This window comes from Streptomyces sp. NPDC111606, from assembly GCF_055656945.1.
Genome location: NZ_JBVKBY010000002.1, coordinates 441237 through 461882 on the forward strand (window position 1 = coordinate 441237; position 20646 = coordinate 461882).

15 protein-coding genes are annotated in these 20646 nt (G+C 69.6%); 10 read left to right on the forward strand and 5 right to left on the reverse strand.

Annotated elements, in window-relative coordinates; all coding sequences use genetic code 11:
- Nucleotides 1-88 precede the first annotated feature (88 nt).
- The 5 genes from ACZ7M7_RS09860 (at nt 89) to ACZ7M7_RS09880 (ending at nt 5503) form a co-directional block, all read left to right on the forward strand.
- A complete protein-coding gene (locus ACZ7M7_RS09860) occupies nt 89-841 on the forward strand; it encodes a GntR family transcriptional regulator (RefSeq protein ID WP_383603321.1) in 753 nt (250 codons plus the stop codon).
- 390 nt (nt 842-1231) lie between these two features.
- Nucleotides 1232-1423 carry an SPOR domain-containing protein gene (locus ACZ7M7_RS09865; protein ID WP_383603319.1) on the forward strand — a complete coding sequence of 64 codons (192 nt, stop codon included), beginning with the start codon at nt 1232-1234 and terminating at the stop codon, nt 1421-1423.
- 31 nt (nt 1424-1454) lie between these two features.
- Complete coding sequence (locus ACZ7M7_RS09870; protein WP_383628126.1) at nt 1455-1874, forward strand: (deoxy)nucleoside triphosphate pyrophosphohydrolase; 420 nt, start codon at nt 1455-1457, stop codon at nt 1872-1874.
- A gap of 173 nt (nt 1875-2047) precedes the next feature.
- Nucleotides 2048-2479: an ATP-binding protein gene (locus tag ACZ7M7_RS09875; protein ID WP_383603314.1), complete on the forward strand. Its 432-nt coding sequence runs from the start codon at nt 2048-2050 to the stop codon at nt 2477-2479.
- A 261-nt stretch (nt 2480-2740) separates the two neighbouring features.
- Nucleotides 2741-5503: a SpoIIE family protein phosphatase gene (locus tag ACZ7M7_RS09880; RefSeq protein WP_472114609.1), complete on the forward strand. Its 2763-nt coding sequence runs from the start codon at nt 2741-2743 to the stop codon at nt 5501-5503.
- 267 nt (nt 5504-5770) lie between these two features.
- Here ACZ7M7_RS09880 and ACZ7M7_RS09885 read toward each other — a convergent pair whose 3' ends face one another.
- From ACZ7M7_RS09885 to ACZ7M7_RS09905, 5 genes are all read right to left on the reverse strand, one after another.
- Nucleotides 5771-7447: a hypothetical protein gene (locus ACZ7M7_RS09885; protein WP_472114612.1), complete on the reverse strand. Its 1677-nt coding sequence runs from the start codon at nt 7445-7447 to the stop codon at nt 5771-5773.
- 102 nt (nt 7448-7549) lie between these two features.
- Nucleotides 7550-8320, reverse strand: coding sequence for a succinate dehydrogenase/fumarate reductase iron-sulfur subunit (locus ACZ7M7_RS09890; protein WP_472114615.1), 771 nt, complete (start codon nt 8318-8320; stop codon nt 7550-7552).
- A complete protein-coding gene (locus tag ACZ7M7_RS09895; protein ID WP_383628131.1) occupies nt 8317-10260 on the reverse strand; it encodes a fumarate reductase/succinate dehydrogenase flavoprotein subunit in 1944 nt (647 codons plus the stop codon). Before ACZ7M7_RS09895 ends, ACZ7M7_RS09890 begins: the two co-directional genes overlap by 4 nt.
- 20 nt (nt 10261-10280) lie before the next feature.
- Nucleotides 10281-11102 (reverse strand): hypothetical protein, encoded by an 822-nt coding sequence (locus ACZ7M7_RS09900; protein ID WP_383603300.1) that lies wholly within the window; start codon nt 11100-11102, stop codon nt 10281-10283.
- Between the two features lie 31 nt (nt 11103-11133).
- On the reverse strand, nt 11134-11424 hold the full coding sequence (locus ACZ7M7_RS09905; RefSeq protein ID WP_383603298.1) for a hypothetical protein: 291 nt from the start codon (nt 11422-11424) through the stop codon (nt 11134-11136).
- 373 nt (nt 11425-11797) lie between these two features.
- On the opposite strand from ACZ7M7_RS09905, the gene ACZ7M7_RS09910 reads away from it, so the two are divergent.
- From ACZ7M7_RS09910 to ACZ7M7_RS09930, 5 genes are all read left to right on the forward strand, one after another.
- Complete coding sequence (locus ACZ7M7_RS09910; RefSeq protein WP_472114619.1) at nt 11798-14098, forward strand: ABC transporter family substrate-binding protein; 2301 nt, start codon at nt 11798-11800, stop codon at nt 14096-14098.
- Nucleotides 14099-14310: 212 nt separating this feature from the next.
- Nucleotides 14311-16218 (forward strand): translational GTPase TypA, encoded by a 1908-nt coding sequence (gene typA, locus ACZ7M7_RS09915; protein WP_383603292.1) that lies wholly within the window; start codon nt 14311-14313, stop codon nt 16216-16218.
- A 436-nt stretch (nt 16219-16654) separates the two neighbouring features.
- Nucleotides 16655-17689, forward strand: coding sequence for an ABC transporter permease (locus ACZ7M7_RS09920; protein WP_383603289.1), 1035 nt, complete (start codon nt 16655-16657; stop codon nt 17687-17689).
- Between the two features lie 57 nt (nt 17690-17746).
- On the forward strand, nt 17747-19555 hold the full coding sequence (locus ACZ7M7_RS09925) for an ABC transporter substrate-binding protein (protein ID WP_472114622.1): 1809 nt from the start codon (nt 17747-17749) through the stop codon (nt 19553-19555).
- Nucleotides 19556-19652: 97 nt separating this feature from the next.
- A complete protein-coding gene (locus ACZ7M7_RS09930; protein WP_383603284.1) occupies nt 19653-20633 on the forward strand; it encodes an ABC transporter permease in 981 nt (326 codons plus the stop codon).
- The last annotated feature ends 13 nt before the right edge of the window (nt 20634-20646 follow it).

A 20646-nucleotide genomic window follows, 5' to 3' on the forward strand; every position in this document is an offset into this window, starting at 1 on the left:
CATCGAGTGATTCTCTGGCCTTTGCTTGCACCGGACAACCCACGGTTGCCACGCTGTTGCTGTCTGTACAACCTGATGGGAGCGGCCAGTGACTTTCGGTGAGCAGCCGGCGTACCTGCGCGTCGCGGGTGATCTCCGCAAGAAGATCGTCGACGGTTCGCTGCCACCGCACACCCGGCTCCCGTCCCAGGCCCGGATCCGCGAGGAGTACGGCGTCTCGGACACCGTCGCCCTCGAGGCGCGCAAGGTGCTGATGGCCGAGGGGCTGGTCGAGGGCCGCTCCGGTTCCGGGACGTACGTCCGTGAGCGTCCCGTGCCCAGGCGGATCTCCCGCTCCGGCTTCCGTCCGCCGACCGGCGCCACGCCCTTCCGTCAGGAGCAGGCCGACGGCGAGACGCGCGGCACCTGGGAGTCCAGCAGCGCACAGGCCGAGGCCAGCGTCGCCGTCGCCGACCGGCTCGGCATCCGCCCCGGCGACCGCGTGATGTGCACGAGGTACCTCTTCCGGGACGCCGGTGAGGCGATGATGCTCTCCACCTCCTGGGAGCCGCTCGCCGTCACCGGCCGTACGCCCGTGATGCTGCCCGAGGAGGGCCCGCTCGGCGGCATGGGCGTCGTCGAGCGCATGGCGGCCATCGACGTCGTCGTGGACAACGTGACGGAGGAGGTGGGCGCCCGCCCCGGTCTCGCGGAGGAGCTGCTGACGCTGGGCGGCGTCCCCGGTCATGTCGTCGTGGTCATCCAGCGCACCTACTACGCGTCCGGCCGTCCGGTGGAGACGGCGGACGTGGTCATTCCGGCGGACCGCTACCGCGTCGCCTATCACCTACCGGTGAAGTAGCGCACATGTTCGTGAAGTAGCGCACACTTTCACGGCAGTTGCCCCCGGCAAAGCCTCAACTCCCGCCCCCTCATCCGCCGTTGCAATCTGGCCGTTTTCGCAGGTCGTTGCAGGCGTGTCCATCATGCCCGCGACCGGATGCATCGACGTCTCCACACGGCGCACTCGACGCCGTGCGCCCCCTGCGACTTGGCTGGTTGCGTACCTCTTTGTGAAAAGGCGTATTCGCTGCGTAAAGGTTAGGCGTAGGCTCGGGCATATGCGGATTGCGGTTTCCTTAGCGGGCGGGGCACAGCACAGGCCGCGAGCGAAGCGAGATGGGGGTCCCCCCGGCCGAAGGCTGGGGGAGGGACTCGGGCGGTCGTGGGCGGGAAGGAGCAGTGGAGCGCGATGAACGACAGCACGATCACTCTTCCTTGGCTCGTGGTTCGGCAGGACGACAACGGCAATCGCTACCGCGTGGGCCGGTATGCGACGCGGGCGGAAGCCCAGAAGATCGCGGACAGCCTCGACAGCCGGGGGCACAAACAGCTGTATTGGGTCGAGCGCATCGATCGGAACGGCGACGGCGGGGACCGCTGAACTGCCTCTGCGCTCCCGTAGGCTCCGGCGCATGACGGAACGGATCGTGGTCGGCGCCGCGTTGTTGGAGGCGGGCCGTCTGCTCGCCGCGCGCCGCAGTGCGCCCGAGGAACTGGCCGGGCGCTGGGAGTTGCCCGGCGGCAAGGTCGAGCCCGGCGAGGCGCCCGAGGCGGCGCTCGTGCGCGAGCTGCGGGAGGAACTCGGCGTGGCCGCCGAGGTGCTCGAGCGGGTGCCGGGGGCGTGGCCCCTGAAACCCCCCTACGTCCTGCATGTGTGGACCGCCCGCCTGCTCCCCGGCTCCGGGCACCCCGAGCCCCTCGAGGATCACGACGCGCTGCGCTGGCTGGGCGCCGGGGAACTCTGGGACGTGGACTGGCTGGACCAGGACGTGCCGGCGGTCCGGGAGGTCGCCACGCGGCTGGACGACGGAACGTCCGAGTCGCAGCTCTGAGTCACGGGCCGAACGGCCGACCCGAGGTCCCGGAACGGACCTGACAGGCTGACAGGCCGGATCACGACCGCCGTTGAGCGGCGTTGAGAACTCCCCGATGGTCTACCCGCTCGCACGGTACTGCCCTGTGAATATCGGGTATGTGCCAATCAAACCTATGAAACCGGACATGGGTGAGCTCGCTGGCCTGGGAAGTGATCGGCGTGATCGACTCCGATGGCGACTGCGCCGAGTGGACCTTCCCCGCGGAGGCGGGTGCCGTCCGCGCGGCCCGTGCCGCCGTACGCGGCCGACTGCGCGAGTGGGGCCTGGGCAGTCTCGCCGACGTCACGTCACTGCTGGTCAGCGAGCTGGTCACCAATTCCCTGCGGCACGCCACCGGGCCCATCGGCGTACGCCTGGTGCGCCCCGTCGGCCTCGATGGCGTCCTCAGGGTCGAGGTCTCCGACCCCCTTCCGGACCCGCCCCGCGAACGGGTCGCCGACCTCGAGGACGAGAGCGGCCGCGGACTTCAGCTCGTGGCGCACTCCTCGCGCCGATGGGGAACCCGCCCCGGACGGAACACGGGCAAGACGGTGTGGTTCGAGCTCGCGGTGCCGGACTGACCCCCCGTCTCCCTCGGCCGTCTGCACCCCTGCCCTTTCGAACGAATGGTTCAGGCCAGTGGCAGTTGTCGCGATGCGTGATTCGACTGCGTGTCCGCTGGTTAGAAGACTGGAAGTGTTTCCGCTGCCGGGACCGAAAACCATCGGGAACGTGCTGTGATCGTGAACACCGTGTTGTGCGGGGCCGTAGTGCTGGATACTGCGGGCAGCCGCCACCCGGTGACCGGTGCCGGGCGCGGTGAGCTGGAGGGGACGGTTCGCGTGAGCGAGATACCAGCGAGGGCCTCGGGGTCCGACGACCCGTCGGACGGCGCGAGGGCGAAGGCCGCGGGAGAGGGGGCCCACGAGACAAGGGCCTCCCACAGGACAGGCGTCTCCCGCGACACACAGGGCTCGCAAGCCTCGCAGGACACACAGGCATCCCGCGACACGTTCGCCTCGGACGAGGCCCGCCCCGGTGACCCCGTCTGGCAGAGCAGCCCGCCCGGCTCGATCTACGACTACATCAAGGTCGCGTCCTTCTCCATCGGCCCCGACGGCCTGGTCGACCAGTGGAGCCTGCGCGCCGAGCAGCTCTTCGGCATACCGGCCGAGCGGGCCGTCGGCATGGACCCCATCGAGGCGTTCATCGACCCCGACCTGCGCGAGCAGGGTCAGCGCAAGATGGCGGAGATCCTTGACGGACGGGAGTGGACCGGTGTGGTCCCCTTCCGGATGCCGCAGGACGCCGAGGACCGGCCCGGTCAGGACGGCCTCGCCGAGGTGTACGTCATGCCGACGCGGACCGAGGACGGCGAGAAGGCCGCCGTCTGCATCGTCGTCGACGTCCGCACCCTGCGTCGGATGGAAACCGACCTCGCCGCCTCGCAGGCGATATTCGGTCAATCTCCGTTCGGCTTCCTGCTGATCGACCCCGACCTGCGGGTGCGCCGAGCCAACCAGCGGTTCGCCTCCCTGTTCGGCGGCACACCCGACGACCATCGCGGCAAGGGCGTCCACGACTATCTGCCGCGTCCCGAGGCCGAACGCGTCTCGGCGACCCTGCGCCGCGTCCTGGAGAGCGGCGACGCCATCACGGACATGCACGTCACCGGCTTTCTGCCCGGATCGGACGAGCGCCGCCACTGGTCCGTCAACCTCTACCGCGTGCGCAGCGGCAGCGGGCGCCCCATCGGTATCGCCTGGCTCGGAACCGACATCACCGCCCGCCGCGCCGCCGCCCGCGAGGCCGCCGCCGCCCGGCGGAATCTGGCCCTTCTGAACGAGGCCGGTGCCCGCATAGGCAACTCCCTCGACCTGGAGACGACAGCCCGCGAACTCCTCGACGTCGTGGTCCCCGGCTTCTGCGACCTGGCCACCGTCGACCTCTACCAGGGGCTGCTGGCCGGCGACGAGACCCCGCCCGGCCTCGCCGACGGCAGCGCGGAGCTGCGCCGGGTCGCCTTCGCCAGCGCGGTCTCCGACGCGCCCTTCGTCGGTGGCGGCACTCCCGTCGCGGTCGGCGCCGTCCACCACTACCCCTTCAACTCGCCCTGTGCGGACGCCCTGCGCACCGCCCGGCCGCAGTACGTGCCCGGCGAGGAGGGCGGCCTCGTGCAGTCCACGCTCGCGGTGCCGATGGTCGCCCACGACACGGTCGTGGGACTGGCGCAGTTCGCCCGTACGAAGGGCAGTGAGCCGTTCGGCGACCGGGACCGTGATCTGGCGGTCGAGCTGGCCGCGCGTGCTGCCGTGTGCATCGACAACGCGCGGCTGTACCGGCGCGAGCACGAGCGGGCGCTGATACTGCAGCGGTCCCTGCTCCCGCCGGGCGACCCGGTCGCCTCCGGTCTGGACATCGCGTGCCGTTACCTGCCGGGCAACTCGTCCGCCGACCGGCCCAGCGAGGTCGGCGGCGACTGGTTCGACGTGATCGAACTCCCCGGGCATCGCACGGCGTTGGTCGTGGGGGACGTGATGGGCCGCGGGCTGCGTGCGGCCGTCGCGATGGGTGAACTGCGCTCCGCCGTACGGACGCTGGCGTTGCTGGATCTCGAACCGGCCGAGGTGCTCTCGGCGCTGGACGAGATCGCGCGGGGCCTCGGAGCGCCCGGCGGCGTCCAGCAGGCGACCCGCGCGGCCCGCCGCCCCCGGGAGGCGGACCTGTCCGAGGTGTACCTCGCGACCTGCGTCTACGCGGTCTACGACTCCGTCACGCGCCGCTGCACCTTCGCCAACGCCGGCCATCTGCCGCCGGTCCTCGTCGAGCCGGGCGAGGACGCGCTGATGCTGGACGTGCCGCCGGGGATGCCGCTCGGTGTGGGCGGGGAGCCGTTCGAGGAGGTGGAGGTCGAGCTGCCTGAGGGCGCGCTGCTGGCGCTCTACACGGATGGACTCGTGGAGTCCCGTGACCATCCGCTGGACGAGGGCCTGCAGGCCTTCGTGGGCGCGCTCACCGACCCCGCCCGCCCGTCGCCCGACCACCACCCCTCAACGACGGCGCTACGCGCCGACGCCCCGCCGAACCTTGAGGACGTCTGCGACCACGTCCTCAACACCCTCGACACCCACCACGGCGAGGACGACATCGCGTTGCTGATGGCGCGTGTCCAGGGACTTCCGGCCGACTCGGTCGGCGACTGGACCCTGCCACGTGAGCCGCGCAGCGTGGGCCGCGCCCGCGAGTACGCTCGCGGCCGGCTCCTGTCGTGGGACCTGGAACCCCTCGTCGACACGACGGAACTTCTGGTCAGCGAACTGGTCACCAACGCGCTGCGCTACGGCGAGGGCGAGATCCGACTCCGCCTCCTCCTCGACCGCACCCTGGTCTGCGAGGTCTGGGACTCCGGCCTGGTCCAACCCCGCCGCCGCCGCGCCCGCGACACCGACGAGGGCGGCCGGGGCCTCCAACTGGTCGGCCTCCTCAGCGCCGCCTGGGGCTCCCGCCGCACACCGCGCGGCAAGACGGTCTGGTTCGAACTGCCCCTACCGGACGGCGAGAACGGCCTCACGGATCCCGCGGAGGCATTGCTGAGTCTGTTCTGAGGGCGCGGAGTCTCCTGCGTTCACGGGCGGTCAGTCGGCCTCGGGGTGCGCTCGGCGACCTGGCTGAGCCTGCTCGGGGGCGGGTGGGTTGTGCGGCAATGGCGGCCTGGGGCGTGCAGTCCGCGGTGGCGGGGCAGGGGCCGGTGTCCGGTTCGCTGTCCGGCGCTGCGCCGCGTGGGAGGCCCGGTCGAGTCCCTGGACGTGCGCGCCGGGGCCGGGCGCGGCCTGCGGTGAGCCTGCCCTGCGCCCGCTCGGGCTCAGCCCGTGTCACCCCCGGCGCCCCCGCGTGCGTGGGCCGCCGAAGGTGGCGGGTGGGGCGGTGTTCGGGTCCGCGCCCAGGAGGACGCCGCCCAGGAGTGCGCCGGCGAGGCCGGTGATGTCGTCGGTGGGGCCCTCGATGGGGTTGCCGTGGAGGCGGATGTCCTGTTCGGCGAGGGCGTGGGCCTGTTGGGCCAGGGTGTCGGACGTCAGGAGGTCGGCCGGGGAGGGCGGCGATGTCCGGCCGGTAGGGGTGGACAGTGGGGGAGTGAGCAGTCGCCGGGCCTCCGCCAGGCGGGTGCGGGCCTCGCTGCCGACCGCTGCCCGATGCGTCGCGACGACGTCGTCCGCGTCCGCGACGGCACTGCGCGCGCAGAGCAGGGCGCCGGCCGCGATCACCCCGGCCCGCCCCGCGGCGACCGGCACGACGGCCTGCACGATCCGGCGCAGCACGTCGAGGGGGTCGTACGGCCCGGAGGTCAGCTGTTCTCGTACGAGAGCCAGGACGATGTCGGCGTGGGTGACGCGGGCGCGCAGCTCACCGGGAGGAACGTCCAGGTACGGGTCTCGCGCCCCCGTCAGCGACTCCCGCGCCCCGGCGATCTCCACCTCGCCGCCGGTCAGCGCGGCCGGCACCGTGGCCGCGGCCATGGCGAGGTTCGCGGCGAGCCGTTCCACGCCGTCGATGAAGACGGCGGCCTGGGCGATGGCGCCCTCGGCGGCCCGCAGCCGGCCCGCGGCCCGCTCGTTGTCGCCCGAGTCGGCGGCCTGGCGGGCGAGGTTGAGACGCGTGGTCGCGAACACCAACCGGTCCTTGGCCTGCTCGACATGCCCCGCGACGGCGTCCGTGGCGGACGGGGCGTACCGCTCGCCCAGCTCGCGCAGGGTCGCGTCGGCACCCCCGGTACGCCCGGTCAGCTCCCGGAACCGGCCCTCGGCGACGACCAGGGCATACCCCAGCCCTCCGCCCAGGCCCTGCTCCAACCCCCGTACCTGATCGAGCGCGGCGGCCTGCGCGTCCAGCAACCGCCCCGCCTCCTCACACCGCCCGACCATCCCCGCGAGCGCATGCCGCCGAGCCGCGGCCTCCTCCGGAACCCCGCCCTCGTACTGCCACCGCATGCGAACGGCCACCGCCAGCTCGGCCCCGGCGTCCCGAAGGGCCCGAGCGAAGGGCTCGCCCCGTCCGGCCTCGTCGACGCCCTCGACGCCCCCGGCGTGCGCGAGATCCTCCAGCTCGAACCGCCCCTCGACGAACCCCAGCTCCTCCCAGCCCACCCGCACCCAGTCGTCGGCCGCCACGAGCAGCGCCCGAGCCCGCTCATCGAGCTCCCCGACCGGCTGCTCGGCCTCGCCCCGACCCGCCGCCCCACCGGGTGTCGTACGCTCCCGCGTCCGCCGTCTGCGCCGCAGGAACCCGTAGCCCGCGAGCGCCGTCGCGGCGACGACGGCCAGCATCGGCACCACCAGATCCGTGCCCGACGTCCCCTCGTCCTCCCCCTGGGCCACCGCACCGGCGACCGGCCGGTCCGTCCCGCCCGCGACCGGCCCCCCGGCACCGACCGTCATCCCGGGCAGCACCAGCCACACCACCCCGACCAGCCCGCCCACCAGCGCATGCGCGACCCGCACCGATATGTGCGAACCACCGCGCCGCGCCCGGCCCCGGATCGAAGATGACGTCACATTTCGGAGCGTATGAGCAGGAATGCAGGGGCGCGACCGGGGTGCGTCAGGGGTGGGGTGGAGTGACGTGCGAGTTCCCCGGCGGAGCCGAGGGCGGGCGCCCTACGAGGACCGCCTCCCGATCTTCGAACCCAGCCACACCAACGGGTCGTACTTGCGGTCGACGGCCCGTTCCTTCAGCGGGATCAGCGCATTGTCCGTGATCTTGATGCCCTCGGGGCAGACCTCCGTGCAGCACTTGGTGATGTTGCAGTAGCCGAGGCCGTGCTCGTCCTGAGCCGTGGCCTTGCGGTCCAGGCCCGACTCCGCGGCCGCGTCGAGCGGGTGCATGTCGAGTTCCGCGACCCGCATCAGGAACCGCGGGCCCGCGAACGCCGGCTTGTTCTCCTCGTGGTCGCGGACGACATGGCAGGTGTCCTGGCACAGGAAGCACTCGATGCACTTGCGGAACTCCTGCGAGCGGTCCACGTCCTCCTGCATCATCCGGTACTCACCGGGGCCCACACCCTCGGGCGGAACGAAGGCCGGAACCTCGCGCGCCTTGGTGTAGTTGAAGCCGACGTCCGTGACGAGGTCCCGCACCACCGGGAACGCCCGCAGCGGCGTCACCGTGATCGTCTCCTCCTGGGTGAACACCGACATCCGCGTCATGCACATCAGCCGCGGCCGCCCGTTGATCTCCGCGGAGCACGAACCGCACTTGCCTGCCTTGCAGTTCCAGCGGACGGCGAGATCGGGGGCCTGGGTGGCCTGGAGGCGGTGGATGATGTCCAGGACCACCTCGCCTTCGTTCACCTCGACCTCGAAGTCCTCCAGGCCGCCGCCCTGCACATCGCCGCGCCACACCTTGAAGCGGGCCTCGTAGCTGCTCACTGGTAGAGCTCCTCCTCGGCGAGGTACTTGACCAGCTCTTCCTTGTCGAAGAGAGCCAGCAGGTCCGGGCGGACGGGGTCGGTGGTCTCCCGCAGCAGGTTGATCTGGCCGCGTTCCGGGTCCGTGGCGGCCAAGCCGCCCGTCGGATCGGCCAGTTGGCACAGCAGGTTGATGTTGCGCCACTTGCGGTCCATCGTCGGGTGGTCCTCGCGGGTGTGCCCGCCGCGCGACTCCGTGCGTTCCAGCGCCGCCCGCGCCACGCACTCGCTGACCAGCAGCATGTTGCGCAGGTCCAGCGCGAGGTGCCAGCCGGGATTGAACTGGCGGTGGCCCTCGACACCGGCCCGGCGGGCCCGTACGCGCAGGTCCGCCAGCTTCTCGAGGGCCTGCTCCATCTCGGCCTCGCGGCGGATGATCCCGACGAGGTCGTTCATGGTCTGCTGGAGTTCCTGGTGGAGGGTGTACGGGTTCTCCGGTGGGCGCCCGTCGTCCGCACCCCCGGCCGGTCCCTCCGCCGAGAACGGCCGCAGCGCCTCCGCGGCCGCCGTGTCGACCTGGAGGTCGCTGACCTCAGGGCGTTCGAAGGCCTGTGCCGCCGCGTACTCGGCGGCGTGCCAGCCGGCCCGGCGGCCGAACACCAGCAGGTCGGACAGCGAGTTGCCGCCGAGACGGTTCGAGCCGTGCATGCCGCCGGCCACCTCACCGGCCGCGAACAGCCCCGGCACCCCGCGCGCCGCCGCCGTGTCCGACTCGACCGCGATGCCGCCCATGACGTAGTGGCAGGTCGGCCCGACCTCCATCGCCTCCGCGGTGATGTCCACGTCCGCCAGCTCCTTGAACTGGTGGTACATGGAGGGAAGGCGACGGCGGATGACCTCCGCCGGCATACGGGTGGACACGTCCAGGAAGACCCCGCCGTGCGGGGAGCCCCGCCCCGCCTTCACCTCGGAGTTGATCGCCCGTGCCACCTCGTCGCGAGGCAGCAGCTCAGGAGGCCGCCGGTTGTTGTCCGGGTCCTCGTACCAGCGGTCGCCCTCCTCCTCCGACTGGGCGTACTTCTCCTTGAAGACGTCGGGGATGTAGTCGAACATGAACCGCTTGCCCTCGGAGTTGCGCAGCACCCCTCCGTCGCCGCGCACCGACTCCGTGACGAGGATGCCCTTCACCGACGGCGGCCAGACCATGCCCGTCGGGTGGAACTGCACGAACTCCATGTTGAGCAGCGGCGCGCCCGCCAGCAGCGCCAGCGCGTGGCCGTCGCCGGTGTACTCCCAGGAGTTCGACGTCACCTTGAAGGACTTGCCGATCCCGCCCGTCGCGACGACGACGGCGGGGGCGTCCAGGACGAAGAAGCGGCCCGTCTCGCGGTCGTAGGCGAAGACCCCGGAGACCCGGCTGCCGTCCTTGAGGATCCGGGTGACCGTGCACTCCTGGTAGACCTTGAGCCGGGACTCGTAGTCCCCGGTCTCCTTCTCGTCCTGCTGCTGAAGCGAGACGATCTTCTGCTGGAGCGTGCGGATCAGTTCCAGTCCGGTGCGGTCGCCGACGTGCGCGAGGCGCGGGTACTCGTGGCCGCCGAAGTTGCGCTGGGAGATACGGCCGTCCTTCGTGCGGTCGAAGAGCGCGCCCCAGGTCTCCAGCTCCCACACCCGCTCCGGCGCCTCCTGCGCGTGCAGCTCGGCCATCCGCCACTGGTTGAGGAACTTGCCGCCGCGCATGGTGTCGCGGAAGTGGACCTGCCAGTTGTCGTGCTCGTTGGCGTTGGCCATGGCCGCCGCGATGCCGCCCTCGGCCATCACGGTGTGCGCCTTGCCGAACAGCGACTTGCAGATCACGGCGGTACGGGCGCCTCGCTCACGTGCCTCGATCGCCGCACGCAGGCCCGCGCCCCCGGCGCCGACCACGACGACGTCCCACTCCTGCCGTTCGACCACGGACATCTGTTCAGTCCCCACTCAATCTAGAAGAAGCGCGGATCGTCGAAGACCCCGGACGCGACGAGATAGACGTAGAAGTCGGCGAGCGCCACGCTCACCAGCGACGCCCACGCCAGCTGCATGTGGCGGGCGTTGAGCTTCCCGATCCACTGCCACATCCGGTAGCGCACGGGGTGCTTGGAGAAGTGCTTGAGCTTGCCACCCACGATGTGCCGGCACGAGTGACAGGACAGGGTGTACGCCCAGATCAGCACGATGTTGGCGAGGAAGACGAGGGTGCCGAGGCCCATGTGGCCCCACTCGTAGTTCTCGTCGCGGAAGGCGAGCACCGTGTCGTACGACAGGATCCCGGCGACCAGGAGCGCGGCGTAGAAGAAGTACCGGTGGATGTTCTGCAGGATCAGCGGGAAACGGGTCTCACCGGAGTACTTCTTGTGCGGTTCCGCCACCGCGCAGGCCGGGGGCGACATCCAGAAGCCGCGGTAGTAGGCCTTGCGGTAGTAGTAGCAGGTCAGGCGGAAGCCGAGCGGGAAGATCAGGATGATGATCGCGGGGGAGATGCCCCACCAGCTCCCGAAGAGGTCCCAGTTCGGCCCGGCGCGCATGGGCTCGCAGTTCTCCGCCAGACACGGCGAGTAGAACGGGGAGACGTACGGCGCCGCGTAGTAGTGCTCGTTGGCGAAGGCCCGCCAGGTGGAGTACACGATGAACGCCAGCAGACCGGCCGCGGTGGCGGCCGGGGCCAGCCACCAGCGGTCGGTCCGCAGGTGCGGGGCGGAGATCGCGGCGCGCGTCTTGGTTCGAACGCCGCCGCTGTTCAGATGGGGTTCCGTACCAGTGGCCAATGCATGACTCCGGTCGGGTCAGGGGGTGGGATCAGGGGGCGCGGCGGTCCCGGGCGCCGAGACCCTCGTCATCCGTGTCGATCCACAGAGAGTCGTCGTACGGCGTGTCGGGGATGGTGACGAGCTCCGGTTTGCGCTGCGTGGCGGGCGTCGCGGCCGCGTCCCGCAGCAGCGCGACGCTCTCGCGCAGATGGTTGGCGTCGGCGCGGACGCGACGCATTTCCAGCCCACCGGTGCCCAGCTGCTTCTCCAGCCGGCCCACGGACCGGGACAGGTCCTCGAGGCACCGCTGGACCGCTGTCAGTTCGTCTTGCACGGACATGACGTGACCTCACTTCCGTGGGCTCTTCGGCCCTGGGTGGTGACGTTCATGCGCCTGCGAGTGTTGCGCGTCACACCTATCGCTGTGAAGGGATGTGCAGCGATTGGCGGATTGCGCGCCTCCATTGCACACCCGCACGCGCTCTGTGTACGCCGGAGAGCCGAAAAAGCGCGGGGAGCGTGATTGCGCCGTACGGCAGTGCATTGCTCCGCACGGGTGGCCTTGCACGCTCTGGCCGCCGTGTCGTCTCCGACTGGCGAACCCTTTCCTCTTCAGTGGGTGCCTTAGATCTGATCAGCTCCAAAATACCGCCAAACGTGATCAGAACGCACTTAATGTCACCGGCGGGAGCGGCTCCCCGGAGGTACCTCAGATGTCCTACGACGGCTTCGGACCCAGGCCCGGCCGCAACGCGGTCATGCGCTCGGTGGCCTTCCTGACCGCCGGTGTGCTCGGCATGCCCGTGCTCGCCGGTTGCAGCGACCCGGACCCCGCCGGCAAGCCGCTGGCCGGGCAGGACATCGCCCCGGCCGCCCGGGACCGGATCGCCGACGGCGGCACGCTGCGGTGGGCCGTGGACGCCGTGCCCGAGACGCTGAACACCTTCCAGTCGGACGCCGACGCCACCACGACCCGGATCGCGCAGGCCACCCTGCCGTCGATGTTCCGGCTCGACCGGAACGGGCGGCCGGAGCGCAATCCGGACTATCTGGAGTCCGCCAAGGTCGTCGAGACCGAGCCCAAGCAGGTCGTCCTGTACAAGCTCAACCAGCAGGCCGTCTGGAGCGACGGCCGGGAGATCGGCGCCGCCGACTTCGCCGCCCAGTGGCGCGCCCTGTCCGGCAAGGACAGCGCCTACTGGACCGCCCGCAACGCCGGCTACGACCGCATCGAGAGGATCGAGCGCGGCGCCAACGACCTCGAGGTGCGGGTCACCTTCGAGCGGCCGTACGCGGACTGGCAGTCGCTGTTCTCGCCGCTGTACCCGAAGGAGGTCATGGGCACGCCGGACGCCTTCAACGACGGGGCACGGCGCAAGCTCAAGGTCACCGCGGGGCCGTTCACGGTGAAGAAGATCGACCGCAAGGGCGACGAGGTCGAGCTCACCCGCAATCCCCGCTGGTGGGGGCAGCGCGCCAAGCTGAACGAGATCGTCCTGCGCGCCGTGCCGCGCGAACAGAGGGCCGCCGCGCTGGCCGCGGGGCAGCTGGACCTGGCCGAGATCGACACCGCCGCGGCCCGGCGCATCGCGCTCGCCGCGCCGCCTCGGTCCGCGACCGCCAGTGCCTCCGCCCACGGCTCCGCCAGTGCTTCCGGTACGCCGCTGATGGGCCCGGAGCCGGGCACCAGGCTGACCCTCGAGCAGCGACGGGACCAGGCGAAGTTCCGGGGCTTCGAGGTACGCAAGTCCCTGGAGCCGGCGTACACGCAGCTCGCCCTCAACGGCGGCGACAGTCTGCTCGCCGACGAGCGGGTGCGGCGTGCCTTGGCCCGCGCCATCGACCGCAAGGAGCTGGCGAAGCTGGTCCTGGCCCCGCTCGGCCTGCCCACCGAGCCGGTCGGCAGCCACCTCGCCCTGTCCGGCCAGGCCGCGTATGCCGACAACAGCGGCGCGGTCGGCGGCCAGGACACGGCGGAGGCACAGGCGCTGCTCGCGGACGCGGGGTGGGTGCCGGGAGGGCCGGTCAAGAAGAAGAAGGGGGACGGGGAGGGCGCTGCGGGGAGCGAAGCGAAGAAGGGCGACAAGAGCGAGAAGGGCGGCAAGAGCGAGAAGGGCGAGAAGGGCGAGAAGGAGGCGGACGCCGGGGACAGGTCCAAGTCCGACTCCGGGGAGAAGCCCAAGGCCAGGTCCGACTCCGGCGACGAGTCCAAGTCGAAGGACAAGGCGGACTCGGAGTCCGAGGACGACGGGACGTACATCGTCGGGGACGACAACAAGGCGGGCGGGGACGAGGGGCACACCCAGAAGAGCGACGGCGAGGAAGGCTCGCGGCATCTCGCCCAGGACGGCAAGCAGTACGGCAACAAGCAGCTGCAGCAGGGCGGTGCGCCCGGCGCGTACGCCCCGCGCGGCACCGCCGCACCGGCGGGCGCGGCGGCCCGGCCGCTGGCCAAGGACGGCGAGCCGCTGGCGCTGCGGTTCGTGGTGCCCTCGGGGGAGGGGTCGCAGACGCTGCGCACGGTGGCGGACCGGATCGCGGTGATGCTGGAGCGGGTCGGCATCCGCACCGACATCGTCAAGGTCTCGGACGAGAGCTACTTCAAGGACCACATCGCATCCGGCCAGTTCGATCTGGCCCTGTACTCCTGGCCCGCCTCCGCCTACCCGGCGACCGACGCCCGGCCGATCTACGCCAAGCCGGTACCGGCCGCCGACGGGTCGCTGAACGTCGAGCAGAACTACACGCGGGTCGGGACCGACCAGGTCGACCAGCTCTTCGACCAGGCCATCGCCACGCTCGACGAGTCCGAGGCGCGGGCGCTGATCCGCAAGGCCGACTCACGGATCTGGGCGGCGGCGGGGTCGCTGCCGCTCTTCCAGCGGCCTCAGCTGACGGCGGCGCGGACGAGTGTCGTCAACGCGGGCGCCTTCGGCTTCGGGACGCCGGTGTACCAGGACATGGGTTTCCTGAAGAAGGGCGCGCACCCGGGGCCGAGCGGATCGTCCAACTGAGGGGTCTCGCCCCCACCGCCCCCACGCGTCCCGTACCTGGGGGCTCAGCGGGGTGTAAATAGCTCCTGACCTGCACCGACGTATCCCGGCGAGCCCCAGCGGCAGCGGCCACGTACCATGGGGTGAGGCCGTGGCGTGTCCAGCCCGGCAGGGCCCGCGTATCACAGACGTACGCGAGAGCCGTCCTCACCACTCCGGGAGTACGCCGCAATATGGCCACGCGCCACGACATCCGCAACGTCGCCATCGTCGCCCACGTCGACCACGGCAAGACCACCATCGTCGACGGCATGCTGAAGCAGGCCGGCGCCTTCGCCGCGCACCAGCTCGAAGGCGTCGACGACCGCATGATGGACTCGAACGACCTGGAGCGTGAGAAGGGCATCACGATCCTGGCCAAGAACACGGCGGTGAAGTACCACCCGAAGGACGGGGGGGACGTCATCACCATCAACATCATCGACACCCCCGGCCACGCCGACTTCGGTGGCGAGGTGGAGCGCGGTCTGTCGATGGTCGACGGTGTCGTCCTGCTCGTCGACGCCTCCGAGGGCCCGCTGCCGCAGACCCGCTTCGTGCTGCGCAAGGCGCTGCAGCAGCGCCTGCCCGTCATCCTGTGCATCAACAAGACGGACCGCCCGGACTCCCGGATCGACGAGGTGGTCAACGAGACCTACGACCTCTTCCTCGACCTGGACGCCGACGAGGAGCAGATCGAGTTCCCGATCGTCTACGCCTGTGGCCGTGACGGCATCGCCTCGCTGACCAAGCCGGAGAACGGCACGGTCCCGGCGGACTCCACCAGCCTGGAGCCGTTCTTCTCCACGATCCTCCAGCACATCCCGGCCCCGACCTACGACGAGGAGGCCCCGCTCCAGGCGCACGTCACCAACCTGGACGCGGACAACTTCCTCGGCCGTATCGCGCTGGTCCGCGTCGAGCAGGGCGAGCTGCGCAAGGGCCAGACGGTCGCCTGGATCAAGCGCGACGGCTCCGTCAGCAACGTCCGCATCAGCGAGCTGATGATGACCGAGGCGCTGACCCGCAAGCCCGCCGAGAAGGCCGGCCCCGGTGACATCTGTGCCGTCGCCGGTATCCCGGACATCATGATCGGTGAGACCCTCGCCGACACCGAGAACCCGATTCCGCTGCCGCTGATCACGGTCGACGAGCCCGCGATCTCCATGACCATCGGCACGAACACCTCGCCGCTGGTCGGCCGTGGCGGCACGGGCAAGGGCGCCGACAACAAGGCGGCCGTCAAGGACCGCAAGGTCACCGCCCGCCAGGTCAAGGACCGCCTGGACCGCGAGCTGATCGGTAACGTCTCGCTGCGTGTCATCGACACCGAGCGCCCCGACGCCTGGGAGGTGCAGGGCCGCGGTGAGCTGGCGCTGGCCATCCTGGTCGAGCAGATGCGCCGCGAGGGCTTCGAGCTGACCATCGGCAAGCCGCAGGTCGTGACCAAGGACGTCGACGGCAAGGTCTACGAGCCCGTCGAGCGCATGACGATCGACGTCCCCGAGGAGCACATGGGCGCGGTCACGCAGCTCATGGGCGTCCGCAAGGGCCGTATGGACAACATGTCCAACCACGGCTCGGGCTGGGTGCGCATGGAGTTCGTGGTGCCTTCGCGCGGTCTCATCGGGTTCCGGACCGAGTTCCTGACCCAGACCCGTGGCACCGGCATCGGCCACTCCATCCACGAGGGCTTCGAGCCCTGGTTCGGCGCCCTGCAGACCCGTAACAACGGATCGCTGGTCGCCGACCGCTCCGGTGCCGTCACCGCGTTCGCGATGACCAACCTGCAGGAGCGGGGCGTGCTGTTCACGGACCCGGGTACCGAGGTGTACGAGGGCATGATCGTCGGCGAGAACTCGCGCTCCGACGACATGGACGTGAACATCACCAAGGAGAAGAAGCTCACGAACATGCGGTCCTCCTCGGCCGACTCGTTCGAGGCGATCGTGCCGCCCCGCAAGCTCTCCCTGGAGCAGTCCCTGGAGTTCTGCCGCGACGACGAGTGCGTCGAGGTGACGCCGGAGGCCGTTCGTATCCGCAAGGTGAACCTGGACGCCCGCGAGCGCGCCCGCGCCGCGAGCCGCGCCAAGCACGGCTGAGTACCGGACGCCTGAGCCCCGGCTCCCCCGTCATGGGGGAGCCGGGGCTTTTTGCAACTCGTTTTCCGGTGGCCGAGAATCGCCGCCCTGTCCGAAATGCGGAGATCCTCGCCCGATACCCATGTAACACGTCCGTTTCGCGACGTTCTTCGACCCAACACTTTGTCCGGATTTTGGAAGGTCTTCACGCCAGCTGTGACTGAATTGAGATTTAAAGACGGTGGTCGGTAGTTGGCTCATGGCAGATAGTTAGCCGCAGCGCTCGGGTCAATGGGTCTCGCACTGTGGGGACAGTGCCGACTCGCGAGCAACAGGGGGTTGCCTGATCCTCCGTCAGGGGTGTCGGAGGAAGAGGCGCACACCTCCTACGCGCGTCCGGCTGCGGAGTTCCGCACGCCTCGCTTTGGCATACCCTTACCAGCGAAACGGGCGAAACGTGACAAGTGGTATCGGCATTGAGGGTGGCGGGACCTCGGTCATCGCGGACGGTGCACCAACTCCGGACGTGAAGCCCGAGGACGAGCAGCTGATCGGGCGTTCGCCCGGCCAGCTGATGTGGATCCGCTTCAAGCGGGACCGCACCGGGGTGATCTCGGCGTACGTCGTCATCTTCTTCTTCCTGATCGGCCTGCTCGCCCCGGTGATCTCGTGGCTGTACGGCAAGGACCCGTACACCGTGTACGCCGACGAGCGCCCCGAGCTGTTCGACAGCGCGGGTGTGCCGGTGCAGCCCAACGGCGGGATCAGCGGCGAGTTCTGGTTCGGCCTCGAACCCGGCAACGGGTACGACGTCTTCACCAAACTGCTCTACGGCATCCGGACTTCGCTCGGGATCTCGGTCGCGGTCACGATCGCGACCGTGCTCACCGGCATCCTGCTGGGTGTCACGGCCGGCTATCTCGGCGGCCGGACGGACTACTGGATCAGCCGGGTCATCGACTTCCTGCTGGCCTTCCCGTCGCAGCTGTTCTTCATCGCCAGCATGCCGGTCGTCGTCTCACTGTTCGTCAGCCCGCGCGACGAGACCCCGGTCTACGTCCGGGTGGTCGCCCTCATCCTCGTGATGTGGTTCCTCGGCTGGATGAGCCTCGGGCGGATCCTCAGAGGCACCACACTCGCCCTGCGAGAACGGGAGTTCATCGAGGCGGCCAAGGTCAGCGGGGCCCCACCGTGGCGGATCATCCGCAAGGAGATCCTGCCCAACGTGGTCACGCCGATCCTCGTGCAGGGCACGTACATGCTCCCCAACTTCGTGACCGCCGAGGCCGGTCTGTCCTTCCTCGGCGTGGGCATCGTCGAACCGACGCCGGACTGGGGACAGATGTTCTCCAAGGCGTCCACCGAACTCGTGATGCAGAACGACATCACCTACATGTTCTTCCCCGGCATCTCGATGATCATCTTCATCGTGGCGTTCAACCTGCTCGGGGACTCGGTCAGGGACGCCTTCGACCCCAAGACGGCGCGCTGAACCACTGGTTGGCACTTCCTTCGCACTGGTGACACACAGATGGGTGGAAACTGAGTGATGAGTAGGGGCGGACGCCACGTATACGCGGCAATCTCGGTGCTCGCGGCCGGCGCACTCGTGCTGACCGGGTGCAGCGAGGGCGGCAGCAAAGGCAGCGGCAACGACAAGGAACAGAAGGAGAACGCCGAGCGGCAGCAGGCGGCGATCGAGTTCGGGGACGCCGAGGCGTCCAAGGGCCCCGCCGCCGAGGTCCCCGGCGCCAAGCCCGGCGGCACCATCTCGGTGCTGGCCCGCGACAGTTACGCCCACCTGGACCCCGGACAGGTCTACGTCCAGGACGAGATGGCGGTCTCCCAGCTGCTGCACAGAGGGCTGACCGGCTACAAGGCGACCAGCAACGACGGCAGCAAGCACGAGGTCGTCGGCGACCTCGCCACCGACTCCGGTACCACCACGGACGGCGGCAAGACCTGGAAGTTCACGCTCAAGGACGGCATCAAGTTCGAGGACGGCTCCGGGATCACCTCCGCGGACGTCCGGCACACCTTCGAGCGGCAGTTCGCATCCTTCATCAACCAGGGCCCGCCGTACATCCAGCAGTGGCTGGCCGACACCCCGGGTGCCGACTACCGCAAGCTGCTGCCGGACGGCCCGTTCAAGGGCAAGCACCTGCCGGACAGCGTGCTGGAGACGCCGGACGACAAGACGGTCGTCTTCAAGTTCAAGAACCCGCACCCCGACCTGCCGTACGCCCTGGCCATGACGGGTTACGCCATCGTGTCCGAGAAGGGCGACACCAAGGAGAAGTACGACAAGGACCCGGTGGTGACCGGGCCGTACAAGATCCAGGAGTTCAAGTCCGGCAAGTCGATGGTGCTCGTCAAGAACGAGAACTGGGACCCGGACACGGACCCGCTGCGGCACCAGTACGTCGACCGGTTCAACATCACGTTCAACCAGCAGTACGAGGACTCCACCAAGGCGCTCCTCGCCGACAGCGGCGGTGACCAGACGGGCGTCAGTTTCAGCAACCAGGTCGACGCGGGCAACCTGACCAAGATCCTGAACGACCCGAAGATGAAGTCCCGCACGGTCTCCGGCTTCCAGCCCTACGTCGGCCAAATGAACATCAACCTGGCCCACCCGGAGATGAAGGACATCAAGGTCCGCCAGGCCATCGCCTACGCCCTCCCGGTCACGCCGTTCGTGCGTGCCTACGGCGGCACCGACGCGATGGAGGTCGCGGGCGGCATCATCAGCCCGACCGTCACCGGCTACGACCCCGCCTTCGACCCGTGGGGCAAGAAGAAGAAGCCCGCCGGTGACCCGGCCAAGGCCAAGGCGCTCCTGGAGGAGGCCGGCAAGACCGGTCTGAAGCTGACCTTCGGCTACATCAACACCCCCGAGGGCCAGCAGTACTCCACCGCCATGGCGGCGGGCCTGGAGAAGGCCGGCTTCGACGTCCAGCGGCAGGAGATCCCGGCCGAGACCTACTACGACCAGGTCAGCAAGCTGGACAACAACTACGACATCTTCCACACCGCGTGGGGCGCCGACTGGCCGTCCGCCTCGACCGTGATCCCGCCGCTGTACGACGGACGCGCGATCGCCGAGGGCGCCCAGAACTACTCGCAGGTCAACGACTCCAAGGTCAACAGCGAGATCGACCGGATCAACAAGATCACCGACCCGGCCAAGGCGTCGGCGGAGTGGGGCAAGCTCAACGAGTACCTGGTCAAGGACGTCGTCAACGTCGTCCCGACCGCGTACTACAAGCAGACCCAGATCGCCGGGACCAAGGTCGGCGGCCTCGTCTACGACGACATCATCGCCGGCGTCGACCCGCGCCGGCTGTACGTCAAGTAACCCCGCCCGCCCGGCACCCGGTGCGTCCGCCCTCCTTCCCCCAGGGGGCGGCGCACCGGGTGCCACCCGGCCCGCCGACGTCTGAGAGCTGCTTGCCATGCTGCGCTTCCTGGTCCGCCGGTCCCTCGGCGCCGTCGTCATCCTCTTCCTGCTGAGCATCGTCGCGTTCCTGCTGTTCTTCGGGATGCCGCGCGACCCGGCGCTCCTGATGTGCGGCAAGACGTGCACCCCGGCCAACCTGGAGAACCTGCACCGGGTGCTGGGCCTCGACAAGCCGATCCCCGAGCAGTACTGGATCTTCCTGACCAACCTCGTCATGGGCAGCGACGACTTCGCCCAAGGCCCGTGCCCCGCACCCTGCTTCGGCTACTCGTACCACTCCAACGAGCAGGTGTGGGGCACCCTCATGGACCGCCTGCCCACCACGCTCTCGCTCACCATGGGCGGGGCGGTCTGCTTCCTGATCGTCGGACTCGGCACCGGCCTGATCGCCGCGTGGAAGCGCGGCACGCTCATCGACAAGACCTTCACGGCCGGCGCGATGGTGATCAGCTCGATGCAGATCTACTTCCTGGGCCCGCTGGCCCTGGCGATCCTCGTCTACCAGACCCAAGTCTTCGACAAACCCGCCTACAACGAGTTCACCCAGAACCCGGCCGCCTGGTTCACGGGCCTGATCATCCCCTGGGTCGTCCTCTCCACGATCTTCGCCTCGCAGTACACCCGTATGGCCCGCTCGTCGATGATCGAGCAACTCCAGGAGGAACACGTCCGCACCGCCCGGGCCAAAGGCATGTCACGGCGGTACGTCTTCTTCCGCTACGCCTGGCGCGGCTCGCTGATCCCCATCGTCACCATTTTCGGCATCGACCTCGGCTCCCTGCTCGGCGGTGCCATCATCACGGAGTACACCTTCGGTCTTCCGGGGCTCGGCCGGCTGGCGGTGGAGTCGGTGTTCTTCAGCGACCTGCCGCTGCTGCTGGGCGTGATGCTGTTCTCCGCCACCATGATCCTGCTCTGCAACATCGTCGTCGACGCGACGTACGCCTTCATCGACCCGCGCGTGCGGTTGTCCTAGGTAGGAGCACTGA

Coding starts and splice junctions, on each gene's coding strand:
- ACZ7M7_RS09905 (WP_383603298.1), bottom strand. CDS start 11,424: ATGTCCGTGCAAGACGAACTGACAGCGGTCCAGCGGTGCCTCGAGGAC.
- ACZ7M7_RS09870 (WP_383628126.1), top strand. CDS start 1,455: ATGACGGAACGGATCGTGGTCGGCGCCGCGTTGTTGGAGGCGGGCCGT.
- ACZ7M7_RS09925 (WP_472114622.1), top strand. CDS start 17,747: ATGAGTAGGGGCGGACGCCACGTATACGCGGCAATCTCGGTGCTCGCG.
- typA (WP_383603292.1), top strand. CDS start 14,311: ATGGCCACGCGCCACGACATCCGCAACGTCGCCATCGTCGCCCACGTC.
- ACZ7M7_RS09910 (WP_472114619.1), top strand. CDS start 11,798: ATGTCCTACGACGGCTTCGGACCCAGGCCCGGCCGCAACGCGGTCATG.
- ACZ7M7_RS09895 (WP_383628131.1), bottom strand. CDS start 10,260: ATGTCCGTGGTCGAACGGCAGGAGTGGGACGTCGTCGTGGTCGGCGCC.
- ACZ7M7_RS09930 (WP_383603284.1), top strand. CDS start 19,653: ATGCTGCGCTTCCTGGTCCGCCGGTCCCTCGGCGCCGTCGTCATCCTC.
- ACZ7M7_RS09865 (WP_383603319.1), top strand. CDS start 1,232: ATGAACGACAGCACGATCACTCTTCCTTGGCTCGTGGTTCGGCAGGAC.